The sequence below is a fragment of the Cytobacillus oceanisediminis 2691 genome (assembly GCF_000294775.2).
GTDB classification, from domain to species: Bacteria; Bacillota; Bacilli; order Bacillales; family Cytobacillaceae; genus Cytobacillus; species Cytobacillus pseudoceanisediminis.
Genome location: NZ_CP015506.1, coordinates 2,843,591 through 2,858,975, shown reverse-complemented (window position 1 = coordinate 2,858,975; position 15,385 = coordinate 2,843,591). Strand labels below are relative to the sequence as shown.

The following is a 15,385-nucleotide window of genomic DNA, read 5'->3' as shown; positions in this document are numbered from 1 at the left end:
TTAAAAATAAAAATAAAACTTAGTTCATTCAATAGACAAACTAAGTTTATGGTGGTAAAATCGATTTGTAATCAAATGAAAGCGATAACAAATGAAAAGAGAAGATGGAGGAATGAAAATGAACTACTTTAATAATGTGAGTGGAGTAAAATACGAAGGTCCAGATTCTAATAATCCATTGGCTTTTAAATATTATAATCCTGAAGAAATGATCAACGGCAGAAAAATGGAAGACCTTCTCCGTTTTGCAGTGTCTTACTGGCATACGTTTACTGCGGAAGGCACAGATCCTTTCGGAAATGGAACGATGATCCGTTCCTATGACAGATTTTCCGGAATGGATTTGGCCAAGGCGCGTGTTGAAGCATCCTTTGAATTCTATGAAAAACTGAATGTTCCGTTTTTCTGTTTCCATGACGCTGATATTTCGCCTGAAGGCGATTCATTAAGCGAAACTTTTAAGAACTTAGATGAGATTACGGCCATGATAAAGGAATACATGAAGTCCAGCAAAACGAAGTTATTATGGAATACCGCTAATATGTTTTCGCATCCGCGCTGGCTGCACGGTGCGGCGACAGCACCTAATGCTGATGTATTTGCCTATGCTGCTGCAAAAGTGAAAAAGGGACTTGAGATCGGCAAGGAGCTGGGTGCTGAGAACTATGTGTTCTGGGGCGGCCGCGAAGGATACGAAACACTGCTGAATACGAACATGAAGCTTGAACTCGATAATCTTGCGCGGTTCTTCCATATGGCAATCGATTATGCAAAGGAAATTGGGTTTGACGCACAATTCCTAATCGAGCCAAAACCGAAGGAGCCCACCAAACATCAATACGATTTTGATGTGGCAACCAGCTTATCATTCTTGCAATCTTACGGCTTAAAAGACTACTTTAAATTCAATATTGAAGCAAACCACGCGACCCTTGCCGGCCATACATTTGAGCATGAACTGCACACAGCACGCATAAATGGAATGCTTGGTTCAGTGGATGCAAACCAGGGTGATACCCTGCTGGGATGGGATACTGACGAATTCCCGACAGACATCTATTCTACAGCACTGGCAATGGTTGAAATTCTAAAAAATGACGGCCTTGGAACAGGCGGCCTTAACTTTGATGCGAAAGTACGAAGAGGATCATTTGACCCTGAGGACCTGTTCTATGCTCATATTGCAGGAATGGACACATTTGCGGTTGGCGCAAAGGTTGCACAGCGTCTAATGGAAGATAAAGTATTAGACAATTTTATTGCTGACAGATATAGCAGCTATACAGAAGGCATCGGCCTTGAAATCGTTGAAGGAAAGGCAGACTTCCGCAAGCTTGAAAAGCATGCCCTTCAGCTTGAAAAGATTGAAAATAAATCAGGAAGACAGGAACAGCTAAAAGCTGTCTTAAATAAATACATTCTCGAAGCTTATGCGAGTATAAAAGCGTAATAGATTAATATAAAAAGATTAAATGTACTGGGAATACAAAAGTGTCCCAGTACATTTTTAAAAACTAAAACTTAGCATACATTTCATTATCTAAAGGATGATCAATCATGAAATATGTAATCGGGATTGACCTTGGCACGAGCTCGGTAAAAGTTTTATTAATGAATCAAAAGGGAGTAGTATGCAGCGAAGTTTCCAGGTCTTATCCGCTCATTCATGAAAAGTCGGGTTATAGTGAACAGGACCCTGGTGAATGGGTTGATAAAACAGTGGCTGCTCTTAAAGAACTTACAGAGCAGTTTGATGGAAGTGCGGAAGACATTCAAGGAATCAGTTTTTCAGGCCAAATGCACGGTCTGGTCCTTCTGGATGAAGAGAATAAGGTTCTGCGTAATGCAATCCTTTGGAATGATACCCGCACGACAGAGCAATGTAAACAGATCTATGACATGGCTGGTGAGAAGCGTCTGCTTGAAATTACAAAGAATCCGGCATTGGAAGGCTTTACTTTACCAAAGCTGCTTTGGGTGAAGCAATACGAGCCGGAAGTTTTTGAAAAAGCGTCTGTATTTATGCTCCCTAAAGATTACCTGCGCTTTAAACTGACTGGCAGGATTCATAGTGAATATAGTGATGCAGCGGGTACTTTGCTGCTGAATGCCGGCCGGAAAATGTGGAGTGAAGAGATTTGCGGGCTAACGGGGATTGATGTGAATATCTGTCCGCCTTTAGTTGAATCCCATGAATGTGTAGGAACGTTAAAGCCTGAGATTTCTGAGAAGACGGGATTATCTCCTTTAACTAAGGTATTTGCAGGAGGAGCTGACAACGCCTGCGGTGCGATCGGTTCCGGCATTCTGTCGGAAGGCAAAACATTATGCAGCATTGGGACATCCGGGGTCGTTTTATCCTATGAAGAACAAAATGACAAGGATTTTCAGGGGAAAGTCCATTATTTTAATCATGGTGAAGAAAATGCCTATTACACAATGGGCGTAACCCTGGCAGCAGGACATAGTTTGAACTGGTTTAAAGATGCGTTTGCAGAAATGGAATCATTCGATTCCCTGTTGGCTGGAATGAGCGAGGTTCCGATTGGGTCGAACGGACTTTTATTTACACCCTATTTAGCGGGTGAGCGCACACCATATGCAGATTCACAAATTCGGGGAAGCTTTATCGGCATGGACTCCTCACATAATCGAAATGATTTTGTACGATCGGTCATTGAAGGTATTACTTTTTCTTTAAATGAATCGATTGAAATATTCAGGGAAAGCGGAAAGCTTGTCGATACCATTATTTCAATCGGCGGAGGAGCTAAAAGTGAGGCCTGGCTGCAAATCCAGGCCGATATCTTCAATTGCACAATTGTAAAGCTTTCAAGTGAACAAGGACCTGCTGTAGGTGCGGCTATGCTAGCAGCATACGGATGTAAATGGTATGAATCTCTGGAAGCCTGTGCCGAAAACTTCATAACATACGAAAAGACATATACTCCAATCCCTGAAAACGTTAAGAAATATCAGGAGCTTTTCCAGTTATACAAAGAAGTTTATGCGCAAACCAAAAAGCTGAATGAGGGTTTGGCCGGGTTTAGAAAAAAGTAAGCTGACTTGAGGGAGATCGACATGAACATAACTGAAAGTATATTTGGCGAATGGAATGGACACAAGATTAAATCCTATACAATCAGCAATGATCATGGAATGGAAGTATCGTGTATCGAATACGGGGGAATCATTACCGGGATATCTGTCCCTGACAGTAAAGGAAATATAGAGAATGTGATCCTGGGGTTTGACACTCTTGAAGAGTATATTAATTATTCACCATTCTTCGGCGCTATTATCGGAAGGGTGGCCGGAAGGATAGCGGGCTCGGCTTTCACTCTTGATGGAACTGCTTACCAGCTGCAAAAAAATGATGGGGAACACCATCTGCATGGAGGTTCAGGCGGCTTTCATCATGTTATTTGGGACTCGGCCGCCGAAAAGAGCATGAATGAGGCGAATATCAGGTTCTCCTATGTAAGCCCGGATGGGGAACACGGGTATCCTGGGACACTTGAGGTAACGGTAAACTATACACTGAACAATGAGAATGAACTGGTCATTAGTTATGAAGCGATATCTGATGAAAAAACGATCATCAATCTGACAAACCATACTTATTTTAACCTAAGCGGGGACTTAAAGAGGGACATTCTGGAGCACGAGGTGACCATGCAAAGCGATCACTTTCTGGAGCTTGATGAAACATTGATTCCTACTGGGAAACTCATACATGTTGAAAATACACCGTTTGATTTCAGAGCAGGGAAGAAAATCAAAGAAGGCGTAAAGTCCGGCCATCAGCAGAACATGCTTGCGGGCGGAGGTTATGATCATCCATTTCTATTAAATACAGGTGAAATGACTGTAGTGGATTCTGCCAGCGGACGAAAACTGACAGTGAAAACGGATAGGCCGAGTGTTGTTTTATATACAGCGAATATGCTCGGAAATGATTTTCAAATTAGAGGTGTTCAGTCAAGAAGCCATTTGGGGCTGTGTCTTGAAACTCAATGTCCGCCTGATGCTGTTCATCATGAAAACTTTCCTTCTATTGTCCTGGAGAAAAATGAGGTCTTCAAAACAAAAACCAGTTTCAAGTTTCTCGTTGTTTAATCATTTCTAATAGAAAGGAGTAAAGATGGATTTGAATTATTAATGTAAAATTGTAAGCGCTCTATTTTGGTTCAAATCTGTCTTTTACAATCTATGAAACAGAATCGGAACTCTCTATATATTGGTTCACTTACATTGGTTGCTGCGATAGGCGGTTTGCTTTTCGGATATGATACGGCTGTTATTTCAGGAGCTGAAAAGTCACTGGAAATCTATCTGATTAATAGTTTGGGATTAGGATCGCTGGCTCACGGGGCGACAACCTCAAGTGCATTGATTGGCTGTATCATTGGCGGTTTAATATCCGGTTATTTTGCGTCGAAATTTGGGCGGAAAAAATCGCTGATAGCCGCGGCTGTACTATTCTTCTTATCTGCATTAGGATCCGCTTTCCCTGAATTTTTATTTTTCACTAAAGGGGAACCGACCATCTCGCTATTATTGACTTTTAATCTTTATCGCATTATTGGCGGAATTGGGGTTGGTCTGGCGTCAGCTATTGTTCCCATGTATATCGGCGAAATTGCACCTGCCGATATCCGCGGACGCCTTGTTTCATTCAATCAGTTTATGATTATCTTCGGGATGCTTGTCGTGTACTTTGTAAACTGGGGCATTGCCAGCGGCCGTCCATTGGAATGGATCAATGATGTTGGCTGGAGGTACATGTTTGCTTCAGAAGCTATTCCGGCCCTTGCCTTTGGTCTTCTGCTGCTCCTGGTTCCGGAGACACCACGTTACCTGGCCATTCATAATCATGATGATAAAGCTTTAGCAGTCCTTGCGAAAATTAATGGTGCAGCAGAGGCTAAAACGATCTTGGGTGAAATCAAAAAATCGGTAGCAGCCTCAGCAAATGTTCCAGCAGAAAAGCTGTTTGCATACGGAAAATTAGTGATTGTTATAGGAATTCTGCTCTCTGTATTCCAGCAATTTGTCGGAATCAACGTTGCTTTGTACTATGCACCGCGAATTTTTGAAAGCATGGGAGCAGCAAAGGATGCCTCGATGCTGCAGACGATTGTTATGGGTGTCATAAATGTCATCTTTACAATTGTGGCAATTTTAACTGTAGATAAATGGGGACGCAAGCCATTATTGATCACAGGTTCCATTGGCATGGCCATCGGGATGTTTGGAGTAGCAGGAATGGCTTTCTCCAATATAATCGGCATGGGCACATTAATTTTTATCATCGTTTACACAGCTTCCTTCATGATGTCATGGGGACCGATATGCTGGGTATTGATCTCTGAAATTTTCCCAAACAAAATCCGAGGACAGGCAGTTGCGGTAGCTGTAGCAGCACAATGGGCGGCAAACTATTTTATTTCATCGACCTATCCGATGATGATGGAATTCAGCGGCGGCTTAACTTACGGCTTCTATGGACTGATGAGTGTTCTTTCAGCCATTTTTGTATGGAAGTTTGTACCTGAAACGAAAGGGAAGACTCTTGAGAACATGGAGAGTATTTGGAAAAGAACTGCCTGATTAGCTTATTCAACCATGAAAAAAGAATGTCCCGATGAATATCACATGCAGAAGGGACATTCTTTTTTCTGTTATCTGCTTGTTTTTATCATTTCCTTCACTAGTTCTTCTATCTCTTCTGCACTCTTATCCAATGAAAGTGACAATTCCTTAAATAAGATTTTTTGAACTGCATTCAGAAGTATCATCAACTCTGAAGGTTCAGTGGGCTGAATAAATCATCAGGACAAAAAAACGCTTGAATATTCAAGCGTTTTTCTTATGATTTTCTATAAAGCTCTTAATTTTAAAAACAACTTCCGTACCGATATGCATTTCAACTTCCCTAACTTTCTTTTTGATCAGTTTCTCTTCAACCCCGATTATTTGATAAAACTCCATTAAAACCTGATGATCTTGGAAGAGTTTTTTGGCAATTTCCAATCCGGCTTTTGTCAAAGTAACTGTTCCATAGGGCTGAAAATGAATGTAACCGTCTGTTTTAAGCTTTCCGGCCATTTTAGATGCAGCTGAGACGGTGACCCTCAATACCTTTGCAATGCCGGAAATGGTCGCATGCCCATGTGCTTCCTGTAATAAATAAATCTCGAGAATATACCTCTTTGAACTAATGGGGATCACATGTTTCACCTGCTTGCTGGAATAGTGACCTTTATTACCGGGTCAAGCCTTTTTTAATGGTTTTAATATTCCATTCCATCATCGAAATATAAGTATCGCCATCTTCACCCGGCTTTGCCAAGGAGTCTGTAAATACCTTTCCCATGATTGGAACATTGGTTTCATCGGATACAGCTTCCATGCTTCTTGCGTCAATGCTTGTTTCCAGGAATAGTCCTGTAATTCCTTTTTCATTAATAATATCTGTAATTCTTGTAATTTGGTCTGGTGTTCCCTGGTTTTCCTGGTTGATTTCCCAGATGTATTCTGCCTGGAATCCGTAGGCTTCGCTGAAATATTTAAAAGCACCTTCACTTGTTACGAGAACACGTTCGTTTTCTGGAATTTCATTAAATTGTTCGACTGCTTCATCATGCAGCTCTTGAAGCTTTGCAATGTATTCTTCAGCGTTTTTTTCGTAAATCTCTTTATTGTCTGGATCTGTTTTGATAAGTCCATCTCTGGCATTTTCCGCGTATTTGATCCCATTTCGGATGTCCAGCCAGGCATGGGGATCTTCTTCACTTTCTTTGCCCTTTGTGGTTAAGTGCATGGCATCAACGCCTCTGCTCATTAGGAAGACAGGCGCATCTTCACCGTCTTTTCCGGCAGTTTCCATCAGCTTATTGAACCATGAGTTGCCGGCTTCCAGGTTCAGCCCGTTGTAAAATACTGCATCTGCATCCGTTGTTTTTTTCACATCCTCAGGAAGGGGGTCATATTCGTGGGGATTGGAGCCAATGGGTGCTAAACTATGAATCTCAACCAAATCCCCGCCTACATTTTTAACAATGTCATACACAATCGAATAGGTAGTCACAACTTGGATTTTCCCATCTGCATTGGACGAGGTGCTGCTTGTTCCGCTGCTGCAGGCTGACAGGAATAACACAGACAGAAGGAATGCAGCTAATAAAAGAAAGCCTTTTTTAATCATCGGTTTTCCCTCCTAAAAAAATTTGTTTTTATTAAAATTAAACTAATGAAGCTCTCTTTTTCTTTACTTTCAGCGTTTTCCATATTAGCCCATGCTTAGGTGAAAATAAAAAAACGAGAATGAAAATAGCAGTGGATGATATGACTATTGTTGCTCCTGAAGCTAAGTTGTAGGTAAAGCTAAAGTATAGTCCCACGATGGATGAAATTACACCAATGCCAGACGCAAGGAAAATCATCATCCACAGCCGCTCGGTTAACAGATAAGCTGCCGCTGCAGGGGTGATCAGCATGGCAACAACCAGGACAATACCTACTGTCTGGAGGGATGCAACGGTTACCATCGTCAAGAGAGTCATTAGGAAATAATGAATGAAACGAACTGGCAGTCCGTAAGCTGCTCCCATCGTTTCGTCAAACGAGGTGACCAATAATTCTTTGTAAAAGAGGTATACAGCCCCCAATACAAACAGGCTGATGCCCAGTGTGATCCACATGTCGGATAATCTTACTGCCAGTACATTGCCAAATAATATATGGTAGAGATCTGTACTGCTTTTAAGCATGGTAATAATAATGATTCCTGAAGCAAATGCCGCTGTAAACATAATTCCAATCGAGGTATCATGCTTTATCCGGCTGTTTTGGGATACAAACCCAATGGCGATAGCTGTAATCACTCCGCTTATGACTGCTCCAAAGAAGAAGTTAACTCCCAGCATATATGAAATAGCGACGCCCGGAAGGACAGCATGTGATATGGCATCTCCCATGAGAGCCATTCCTCTGAGGATGATAAAGCACCCAATGACTCCGCAGATAATTCCTACCATAACCGAGGTTAATAACGCTTTTTGCAGAAAACCATATTGCATGACCGCTTCAATAAAAGCCATTATAGCGACACCCCAATCTCATTCATAAAAGCAAATTGCCCCTTGTATGCTTTTGCAATTACTTCAGGTTTAAACACTTCTTCAACGGTCCCAAAACTGATCAATTCCTTATTTAACAGAATTATCTGATTGAAATAATCATTTGCTTTACTTAAATCATGGTGTACAACAATCACTGTTTTTCCTTGTCTGCAGAGCTCCTTCAAAATGTTCACAATGGTTTCCTCACTGGATACATCTACTCCAACAAATGGCTCATCCAGAAAGAACAAATCCGCTTTTTGAGCAAGTGCTCTCGCAAGAAAAACTCTCTGCTGCTGGCCGCCTGATAGTTCCCCAATCTGCCTTTTGCTGAACTCCTGCATGCCAACTCGCTGAAGACATTCCATGGCCCACTCTTTATCCTTTTTCTTTGGACGGCGGAACAGTTTTAAATGGGGGTAGGTCCCAATAAGAACCGCATCATGCACAGTGATTGGGAAATCCCAGTCTATGGCATTCCGCTGCGGCACATAGGCGATGCTTTTGCGAACTTCAGCAATGGATTTTCCCATCACTCTAACTGCACCTTTATCCTTTGGTATAAGATTTAGCATGGCTTTTAAAAAAGTCGATTTACCTGCGCCGTTCGGCCCGATAATTCCTACCAGATTACCTGTATTAACAGTAAGGCTGACTCCTGTCACCGCTTCATTTCCGAAATAGGAAACATGCAAATCCTCTATGCTAATTGCCGGATCCTTCATCATTTTATCCCCCTTTATTTTCCAAATTTAAATTGATTCAAATTAATTGTTTATATGCAATTATACGTCACACGGACAAGATTTATGGATATATTAAAAAGTTTTGCCTTAATGCAAATTATATGCGATTAATAAACAAAGTCAACACAAAAAAATAATCTTTTCAGAAAGTTTAAGGTTTGCAGTAAAATAGGGGAATTATGAAATCAGGCTCTGGCATTCAATTTGTTTAATGGTAAAATAAGGGGTGTTATACTATCTTTATCAGTTAATAGATTGTAATTTTGTAAATATATGAAACTTTTTACCCTTTTTGATCGTTTAATTAGTAAAGGGCGGGATAGGTGCTTATGATCGATGATGTGTGGACTGCCCTGATGGTTATGATCTTTTCCTACACTTTTGGGAGCGTAGCCGGGGCTTATTATGTGGTTAAATACATAGCAAAAGAGGATATAAGAAAAAAGGGGAGCGGGAATGTCGGGGCTACCAATGCAGGGAGAGCAACCGGCAAGAAGGGGTTCTTGCTGACAATTGCAATTGATGCTGGAAAGGCATGGACAGCTTTATATGTAACTGGACTTATGTTTGAAGGTGATGGTTTATTAATTCTTAGCGCTTTTTGTGTTCTTATTGGCCATTTGTTTCCAATTCAGCTGGGGTTTCATGGTGGAAAAGGAGTGGTTGTCTACTTGGCTTCTGCCTTGTTTTTGGAACCACTAACAATAGCGATAATGGCTATCACGATGGGAATTGCCTATGCAGTTCTCCGGAAGTATACACTATCAGGTTTTATCGCCATGGCTTCCATTCCCATTACAGCCTGGGTGATTGGTGATTCATTCATCATTTCGGCAGGCCTCCTGCTGCTGCTTTTGATTGTTTTCATTTCCCATACCCATTTCATCATGCCTAAACATAGGAGGTAAACTGTGAATATTATCTGCAAAATCGCAACCGAACTTAATGAATTTAAACAAATTCATCAGCTGAACTACCAGACATTTGTGGAAGAAATTCCTCAGCATAAGCAAAATGATGATCAGCATTTAATTGATAAATTTCATGAAGAAAATACATATGTCATTGCCAAGGCTGGCGAGGAAGTTGCCGGAATGATCGCTATCCGTGCCAAAAGGCCATTTTCGCTTGATTATAAGCTTCCTAATCTCGAAGAATACTTGCCTGTTAAGGGAGAATTTTGTGAGATCCGCTTGCTGTCAGTCAAAAAAGAGTTTCGCAGCACCCGTGTTTTTTATCAGCTTTGTGAAAAGCTTGTAGAGCTTTGCCTCGAAAAAAATTATACGATGGCGCTGATATCGGGCACGGTCAGGCAGCTGAAATTGTATAAGCGGATGGGATTTCTGCCTTTTGGTCCTCTGACAGGAGAGGAAGGAGCCCAGTTTCAGCCCATGTATTTAACAAAAGAGAATTTCGAACGTTCAACGAAAGCATTTGAACGCTTAATGGCCAGAAATTCAGTGCCCGCCGATCAGCATTCCTTTTTGCCGGGTCCGGTGCCCATTCATGCAAAAGTGAAAAGGGCTTTTTCAAAAGAAGCCGTATCTCATCGCAATCATGATTTTATCAGCGGTTTGAAAGACTTGCGTTCTCAATTATGCAAGATGACAGATGCCTCACATGCTGAAGTTGTTGTTGGCACGGGAACACTTTCCAATGATCTTGTGGCAGCACAGCTGAAACACCTCGAAGGGGAAGGGCTGATCCTGGCCAATGGCGAATTTGGCTTTCGTCTCATAGATCATGCAAGAAGGTTTCAATTATCTTTTCAAACGATTGAAAGAGAGTGGAATGAACCGATTACCCACGAGGAAATAGCCTGCATGCTGAAAGAAAACCCATCCATAAAATGGGTGTGGACCGTGCATTGTGAAACTTCGACTGGGTATGTATTCGATATCAGCGGTATTCAGGAGATATGCGGGGAGCATGGTGCCGAGCTTTGCGTGGATGCATGCAGCACGGCCGGAATTTTGCCGTTGAATCTTAAGAATATATATTTTGCATCGACCGTCAGCGGAAAGGGATTTGGTTCCTATCCGGGTTTGGCAATCGTATTCCATCGTGACAAAATTAAAGGGAACAGTGCAGTTCCAAGATACTTGGACTTAAAGATGTACGAAGAAAACCAAAGCATTCCATACACCCATTCGTCCAATCTGGTCTACGCATTAAAAGAGAGTATAAAGCTGATAGATTATGAGAAATTAAAGCTTTTGTCTGGAAAAGCAAGGATGAGGCTGAAAGACAGCGGATTTTCTGTTCTGGGAGACGATGATTATTCCCCTGGCATCCTGACTATCAGTTTGCCGCTGAGCATTTCCAGCAGGGAATTTGGCGACACATGCAAACAGAAAGGAATTCTTCTAAGCTATGAAAGCGGGTACCTGCTTGAGAGAAACTGGGTTCAGGTGGCTCTAATGGGGGCACAGGAAGAGCAGAAGGTCATGGCATCACTCGAAATGCTGGCAGGTATTTTAGAAAAACAATATGAAAAGCGGTATGATTATGAAGTTATTTAAAAGGCTTTCACCCATTTGGTTTGCCGTCATTTTAATCTGGATTAAAACGGTCATTGTATCCTTTATCGGATTTAATCTGCATCCGGAGAACTGGACTGATATTTTATTTATGATTTTAAGCCCGATTGGGGCCATAATGGTCATTCTTGGAATTAATATTTATTTTAAGCGAAAGGTGAAACCGGCAGCCATTTTTGCAACGATGGTCATTTTGACCGGCATTCTTTTTGGGGATCTGCTTTATTATCGTTTTTATACTGATTTTGTAACCGTTCCGATTCTTTTTCAGTTTAAAAATGTCGGAGGGATTGGACCGAGTACACTTGAATTGATTAGCCCTTGGGATCTTCTGTTATTTGCTGATCTGGCCGTTTTTTGGCTTTTATATATAAAACGGAAGTCAGTACATGAGCAAATCACAGCAAAATCAAAGGGATTTTACACGGCTGTCAGTGTGTTATTTGTATTCATGACCATCATTCTCGGCATGGTGAAAGTGCCTCATTTATTTTCGGAATCATATAATCGCCAGCAGCTTGTTAAGCATATTGGCTTGTATCAGTATCATCTCTATGATATTGGCATCGCTGCATCATACCCGCTCAATCGCGCTTTTGCCAGTCCATCTGACGCAGAAGCCTCAGCGGAGTATGTCCAATCTCAAGAAGATAAGCCATCAGATTACTTTGGTGCGGCAAAAGGAATGAATGTCGTTCTGATCAGTATGGAGTCCACCCAGAATTTTGTTATCAATCAGAAGGTGAATGGCCAGGAAATAACGCCATTCCTTAATTCTCTGATTGAAGACAGCTTTTATTTCAGCCGTGTCTATGATCAGACAGCACAGGGGAAAACATCCGACTCGGAATTCATGATCGATACAGGCCTTTATCCATTATCCAGCGGATCGGCGTTTGTCAGAAAAACGGAAAACGCTTATCGAAGCCTGCCGCATATTCTATCTGATGAGAAGTATTACTCAGCTGTTTTCCATGGGAATGACGCTTCGTTCTGGAATCGGGAGGCCATGTATGATTCTCTGGGGTATAATCGTTATTTTTCAAAAGCCGATTATGTGGTCACAGAAGAGAACTCAGTGAACTACGGCATAAAAGATATCCCATTCTTCCAGCAGTCCATTCAGCATCTGGAGAAACTGCAAAAGCCTTTCTATGCCAGGTTTATCACATTGACAAACCATTTCCCATTTTTGCTGGAGGAGGAAGATCAGTTCATTCCTGAGGCCAGCACGAGTGAAATGGTTGTCAACCGCTATGTGACAACCGTTAGATATCAGGATGAAGCCATTAAAACATTTTTCCAGGATTTAAAAGCAAGCGGACTTTATGAAAATACGATGTTTGTATTATACGGCGACCATTATGGCATCTCGGACAAATATGAACATGGCGTTCTGGAGCTGCTGGGACAGGAAGATACCATTGTTAATCGCATGCAGCTGCAGAGTGTGCCGCTGATTATCCATGTACCTGGTGTGGAAGGCAAAACGTTTTCGAATATTGGCGGGGAAATCGATATCAGGGCAACGATCCTTCATCTGCTCGGCATTAGTGCTGAGGATAACTTCAGCTTCGGGCATAACCTTTTTACAAGGGATCCCCATCATCCAGTTATTTTTCGGGATGGAAGCTTTATAGCTAAAGACTATTTTTATAAAGCCGGTAAATGCTTCAATAGCAAATCGGAAGAAGAAACAGATATTAATAGCTGTGAACCGTTAATGGATATCTCGAGAAAAGAGCTAAGGCTGTCTGATGACATTGTACATGGGGATTTGATGAGGTTTATGGAATAATTCTTGGAGGATAAGCATGGAAGTATTCGGGTTTATATTCTTGTGGGGAATCCCTTTGCTGCTGCTTTGGAGCTTTATTTTAACACTTGTGGAAGTTAAGAGAGCTGGCAGCGAAGGACAGTTTCTGGGCAGGACGCTGACATTTATCGGCGGAATTTATCATTACACCATTTCTTCATTTGCAGCATGGATTGGTTTGATTGCCATCGCATTCGGAATTGCAGCCCTGGTAGAGGGATCCATTTTAGGAGCATTATTTTTTGGTTTATTTGGTGTTTTTATGGTTTATAACTTTTTTCCGAGATTGAATATGCCGGAATGAGATGGAGGTATGTCCTTTTGGGCATGCCTTTTTTTATTGGCAGCACCGAAAGATTTTTCAATTCAATCAATGTAATCATTGAACCGTTGAGGGGGAAAGTTGATGCGGCATCGGACAGAAGAAGCGAAAAAGGGAGAGAAGGAGTCCGAAGTTGGTGCGAGTTCGGACAGGAAAAGCGAAAAAGGGAGAGAAGGAGTCCGAAGTTGGTGCGACTTCGGACAGAAGAAGCGAAAAAGGGAGAGAAAGAGTCCGAAGTTGGTGCGAGTTCGGACAGAGGAAGCGAAAAAGGGAGAGAAAGAGTCCGAAGTTGGTGCATCTTCGGACAGAAGAAGCGAAAAAGGGAGAGAAAGAGTCCGAAGTTGGTGCGTCTTCGGACAGAAGAAGCGAAAAAGGGAGAGAAAGAGTCTGAAGTTGGTGCGACTTCGGACAGAAGAAGCGGGAGAGAAAGAGTGCGAAGTTAATGCGCCTTCGTGCCGAAAATATAGAAATCCAGCAAACAAGTCCAATCAGTTTGCTGGATTATTGCTATAACGGCAGTCCCATATATATGAATCTACCTTGTAATAGAACGATAAATCTGTTTAATCGTTTCCATGTGCATCGCTTCATGATAAAAGCCGAATAAATAAGCTTCTCCGGTTGTGTAGAAAGTAATGCCGCCGCGGTTTGTAAAGGGACTTGGCAGTTTTTGCTCCATACGCCCACGAAGAAATGTCTTTATTCTTTGTTTTTGTTCATTTAAGACAGATGCAATTTCGTCGAAAGAAGGCGGTGGTTCGGTCCAATCGGCAGGTTTAGTTCCAGCGCCAAATAACATTTCATAGTTCATCGGGACCTTCATTTCTTCACCTGATATTCCAAAGACAAGCTTTTCCTGCACAAATGCAATATGCCCGAAGTTCCAGCGGATACTATTGTTAAACCCTTCTGGAATGATATCAGCCATTTCTTCAGGAATCCGCTTGATCGATTTTTCAGTAATGCCCCGCACTGTTTCCATATGGTCAAAAATAGTCTGTTCCAATACACTCACCCTCCATATTCATGCTCATTGGATAAAGTTCTAGGAATTCACTTCATTTTCCTACATCTATATTTATTTTTATCTAAAAGAGCTATGTATGAAAATTAATAACCTTAAGTCTCAAGTCCTATAAGCATATACAGCGCAGGCTTCTTAATCTAAGGACCGTGTTTCCTTATTATAAAAATATAATCATATTTTTGATAAGGAGATACGTTATGTCTAATCAAAAAATCTATATACTCCTTACGGATACCGGAACGTTATTTACCCGGCTTATTAAGCTTTACACAAAAAAGCCGTATAATCATGCTTCTATCTCACTCGATCCTGAATTAAAAGAAGTTTACAGCTTTGGCAGAAAAACGGCGAAAAATCCATTCATAGGCGGTTTTGTTAAAGAAAATATACGAGGAGAATTTTTTAGTGATTCAAGATGTACAGTCATTAGCTGCTCTGTTACAGATGCACAGCAGAACAAGCTTAAAGCATTCATAAATAAGATGGAATCTGAGAAAGACGATTACAGCTATAATCTGCTTGGGCTTTTTGCAATCATGTTTAATAAACAACTCTCCAGAAATAATGCTTTTTTCTGCTCCCAATTTGTAGCAACTGTCTTACAGAGGTGTGAGATTGTTCATTTTACTAAACCACCCTCGCTGGTTATACCGCATGAGTTTATGGAAATGGAAGATTTCCAGGTTGTTTTTCAGGGAAACCTGAAAGAGTATTTTCTGAATAAAGACAGCCGGACCATAGAAATAAACACATACATTTCAGCCCATGAGCAGGAACAGTTCGGACAATCAATGGCCATTTCCTAATG

15 protein-coding genes are annotated in these 15,385 nt (G+C 41.5%); 10 read left to right on the top strand and 5 right to left on the bottom strand.

Annotated features, from left to right (window positions below):
* The first annotated feature begins 118 nt into the window (after positions 1 to 118).
* From xylA to xylE, 4 genes are all read left to right on the top strand, one after another.
* A complete protein-coding gene (xylA, locus tag A361_RS14475) occupies positions 119 to 1,450 on the top strand; it encodes a xylose isomerase (RefSeq protein ID WP_019381289.1) in 1,332 nt (443 codons plus the stop codon).
* A 107-nt stretch (positions 1,451 to 1,557) separates the two neighbouring features.
* A complete protein-coding gene (gene xylB, locus A361_RS14470; RefSeq protein WP_019381290.1) occupies positions 1,558 to 3,060 on the top strand; it encodes a xylulokinase in 1,503 nt (500 codons plus the stop codon).
* Positions 3,061 to 3,081: 21 nt separating this feature from the next.
* Positions 3,082 to 4,119, top strand: a complete 1,038-nt coding sequence (locus tag A361_RS14465; protein ID WP_019381291.1) for an aldose epimerase family protein — start codon at positions 3,082 to 3,084, stop codon at positions 4,117 to 4,119.
* Between the two features lie 93 nt (positions 4,120 to 4,212).
* On the top strand, positions 4,213 to 5,613 hold the full coding sequence (gene xylE / locus A361_RS14460; RefSeq protein ID WP_026041671.1) for a D-xylose transporter XylE: 1,401 nt from the start codon (positions 4,213 to 4,215) through the stop codon (positions 5,611 to 5,613).
* 246 nt (positions 5,614 to 5,859) lie between these two features.
* Here the strand turns inward: xylE and A361_RS14455 are convergent, their stop codons facing one another.
* Genes A361_RS14455 through A361_RS14440 form a run of 4 tightly spaced genes read right to left on the bottom strand, consistent with a single transcriptional unit; the run spans position 5,860 to position 8,851 of the window.
* On the bottom strand, positions 5,860 to 6,234 hold the full coding sequence (locus A361_RS14455) for a metal-dependent transcriptional regulator (RefSeq protein ID WP_019381293.1): 375 nt from the start codon (positions 6,232 to 6,234) through the stop codon (positions 5,860 to 5,862).
* Between the two features lie 34 nt (positions 6,235 to 6,268).
* Positions 6,269 to 7,210, bottom strand: coding sequence for a metal ABC transporter substrate-binding protein (locus A361_RS14450; RefSeq protein WP_009334250.1), 942 nt, complete (start codon positions 7,208 to 7,210; stop codon positions 6,269 to 6,271).
* Between the two features lie 37 nt (positions 7,211 to 7,247).
* Complete coding sequence (locus A361_RS14445) at positions 7,248 to 8,105, bottom strand: metal ABC transporter permease (protein ID WP_009334251.1); 858 nt, start codon at positions 8,103 to 8,105, stop codon at positions 7,248 to 7,250.
* Positions 8,105 to 8,851: a metal ABC transporter ATP-binding protein gene (locus A361_RS14440; RefSeq protein ID WP_019381294.1), complete on the bottom strand. Its 747-nt coding sequence runs from the start codon at positions 8,849 to 8,851 to the stop codon at positions 8,105 to 8,107. Before A361_RS14440 ends, A361_RS14445 begins: the two co-directional genes overlap by 1 nt.
* Before the next feature lie 350 nt (positions 8,852 to 9,201).
* Here A361_RS14440 and A361_RS14435 point away from each other — a divergent pair, with 350 nt between their 5' ends.
* From A361_RS14435 to A361_RS14415, 5 genes are read left to right on the top strand one after another with little or no spacing between them, the layout of a single operon-like run.
* Positions 9,202 to 9,780, top strand: a complete 579-nt coding sequence (locus A361_RS14435; RefSeq protein WP_019381295.1) for a glycerol-3-phosphate acyltransferase — start codon at positions 9,202 to 9,204, stop codon at positions 9,778 to 9,780.
* 3 nt (positions 9,781 to 9,783) lie between these two features.
* The gene (locus A361_RS14430; protein ID WP_019381296.1) at positions 9,784 to 11,394 is read left to right on the top strand and encodes an aminotransferase class V-fold PLP-dependent enzyme; all 1,611 of its coding nucleotides are present in this window, start codon (positions 9,784 to 9,786) and stop codon (positions 11,392 to 11,394) included.
* A complete protein-coding gene (locus tag A361_RS14425; RefSeq protein ID WP_009334255.1) occupies positions 11,381 to 13,210 on the top strand; it encodes an LTA synthase family protein in 1,830 nt (609 codons plus the stop codon). The genes A361_RS14430 and A361_RS14425 overlap by 14 nt, the downstream gene beginning before the upstream one ends.
* Before the next feature lie 16 nt (positions 13,211 to 13,226).
* On the top strand, positions 13,227 to 13,532 hold the full coding sequence (locus A361_RS14420; RefSeq protein WP_009334256.1) for a hypothetical protein: 306 nt from the start codon (positions 13,227 to 13,229) through the stop codon (positions 13,530 to 13,532).
* A 17-nt stretch (positions 13,533 to 13,549) separates the two neighbouring features.
* Positions 13,550 to 13,993, top strand: a complete 444-nt coding sequence (locus A361_RS14415) for a hypothetical protein (protein ID WP_157888540.1) — start codon at positions 13,550 to 13,552, stop codon at positions 13,991 to 13,993.
* Between the two features lie 92 nt (positions 13,994 to 14,085).
* On the opposite strand, the gene A361_RS14410 is transcribed toward A361_RS14415, so the two are convergent.
* On the bottom strand, positions 14,086 to 14,556 hold the full coding sequence (locus tag A361_RS14410; RefSeq protein ID WP_019381298.1) for a DinB family protein: 471 nt from the start codon (positions 14,554 to 14,556) through the stop codon (positions 14,086 to 14,088).
* A gap of 218 nt (positions 14,557 to 14,774) precedes the next feature.
* Here A361_RS14410 and A361_RS14405 point away from each other — a divergent pair, with 218 nt between their 5' ends.
* On the top strand, positions 14,775 to 15,383 hold the full coding sequence (locus A361_RS14405) for a hypothetical protein (RefSeq protein ID WP_019381299.1): 609 nt from the start codon (positions 14,775 to 14,777) through the stop codon (positions 15,381 to 15,383).
* Positions 15,384 to 15,385 lie beyond the last annotated feature (2 nt).

Bases quoted from the DNA above. Each gene is read 5' to 3' on its own strand.
- xylA (WP_019381289.1), top strand. From the start codon at position 119: ATGAACTACTTTAATAATGTGAGTGGAGTAAAATACGAAGGTCCAGAT.
- A361_RS14405 (WP_019381299.1), top strand. From the start codon at position 14,775: ATGTCTAATCAAAAAATCTATATACTCCTTACGGATACCGGAACGTTA.
- A361_RS14465 (WP_019381291.1), top strand. From the start codon at position 3,082: ATGAACATAACTGAAAGTATATTTGGCGAATGGAATGGACACAAGATT.
- A361_RS14445 (WP_009334251.1), bottom strand. From the start codon at position 8,105: ATGGCTTTTATTGAAGCGGTCATGCAATATGGTTTTCTGCAAAAAGCG.
- A361_RS14440 (WP_019381294.1), bottom strand. From the start codon at position 8,851: ATGAAGGATCCGGCAATTAGCATAGAGGATTTGCATGTTTCCTATTTC.
- A361_RS14450 (WP_009334250.1), bottom strand. From the start codon at position 7,210: ATGATTAAAAAAGGCTTTCTTTTATTAGCTGCATTCCTTCTGTCTGTG.
- A361_RS14435 (WP_019381295.1), top strand. From the start codon at position 9,202: ATGATCGATGATGTGTGGACTGCCCTGATGGTTATGATCTTTTCCTAC.
- xylB (WP_019381290.1), top strand. From the start codon at position 1,558: ATGAAATATGTAATCGGGATTGACCTTGGCACGAGCTCGGTAAAAGTT.
- xylE (WP_026041671.1), top strand. From the start codon at position 4,213: ATGAAACAGAATCGGAACTCTCTATATATTGGTTCACTTACATTGGTT.
- A361_RS14425 (WP_009334255.1), top strand. From the start codon at position 11,381: ATGAAGTTATTTAAAAGGCTTTCACCCATTTGGTTTGCCGTCATTTTA.
- A361_RS14420 (WP_009334256.1), top strand. From the start codon at position 13,227: ATGGAAGTATTCGGGTTTATATTCTTGTGGGGAATCCCTTTGCTGCTG.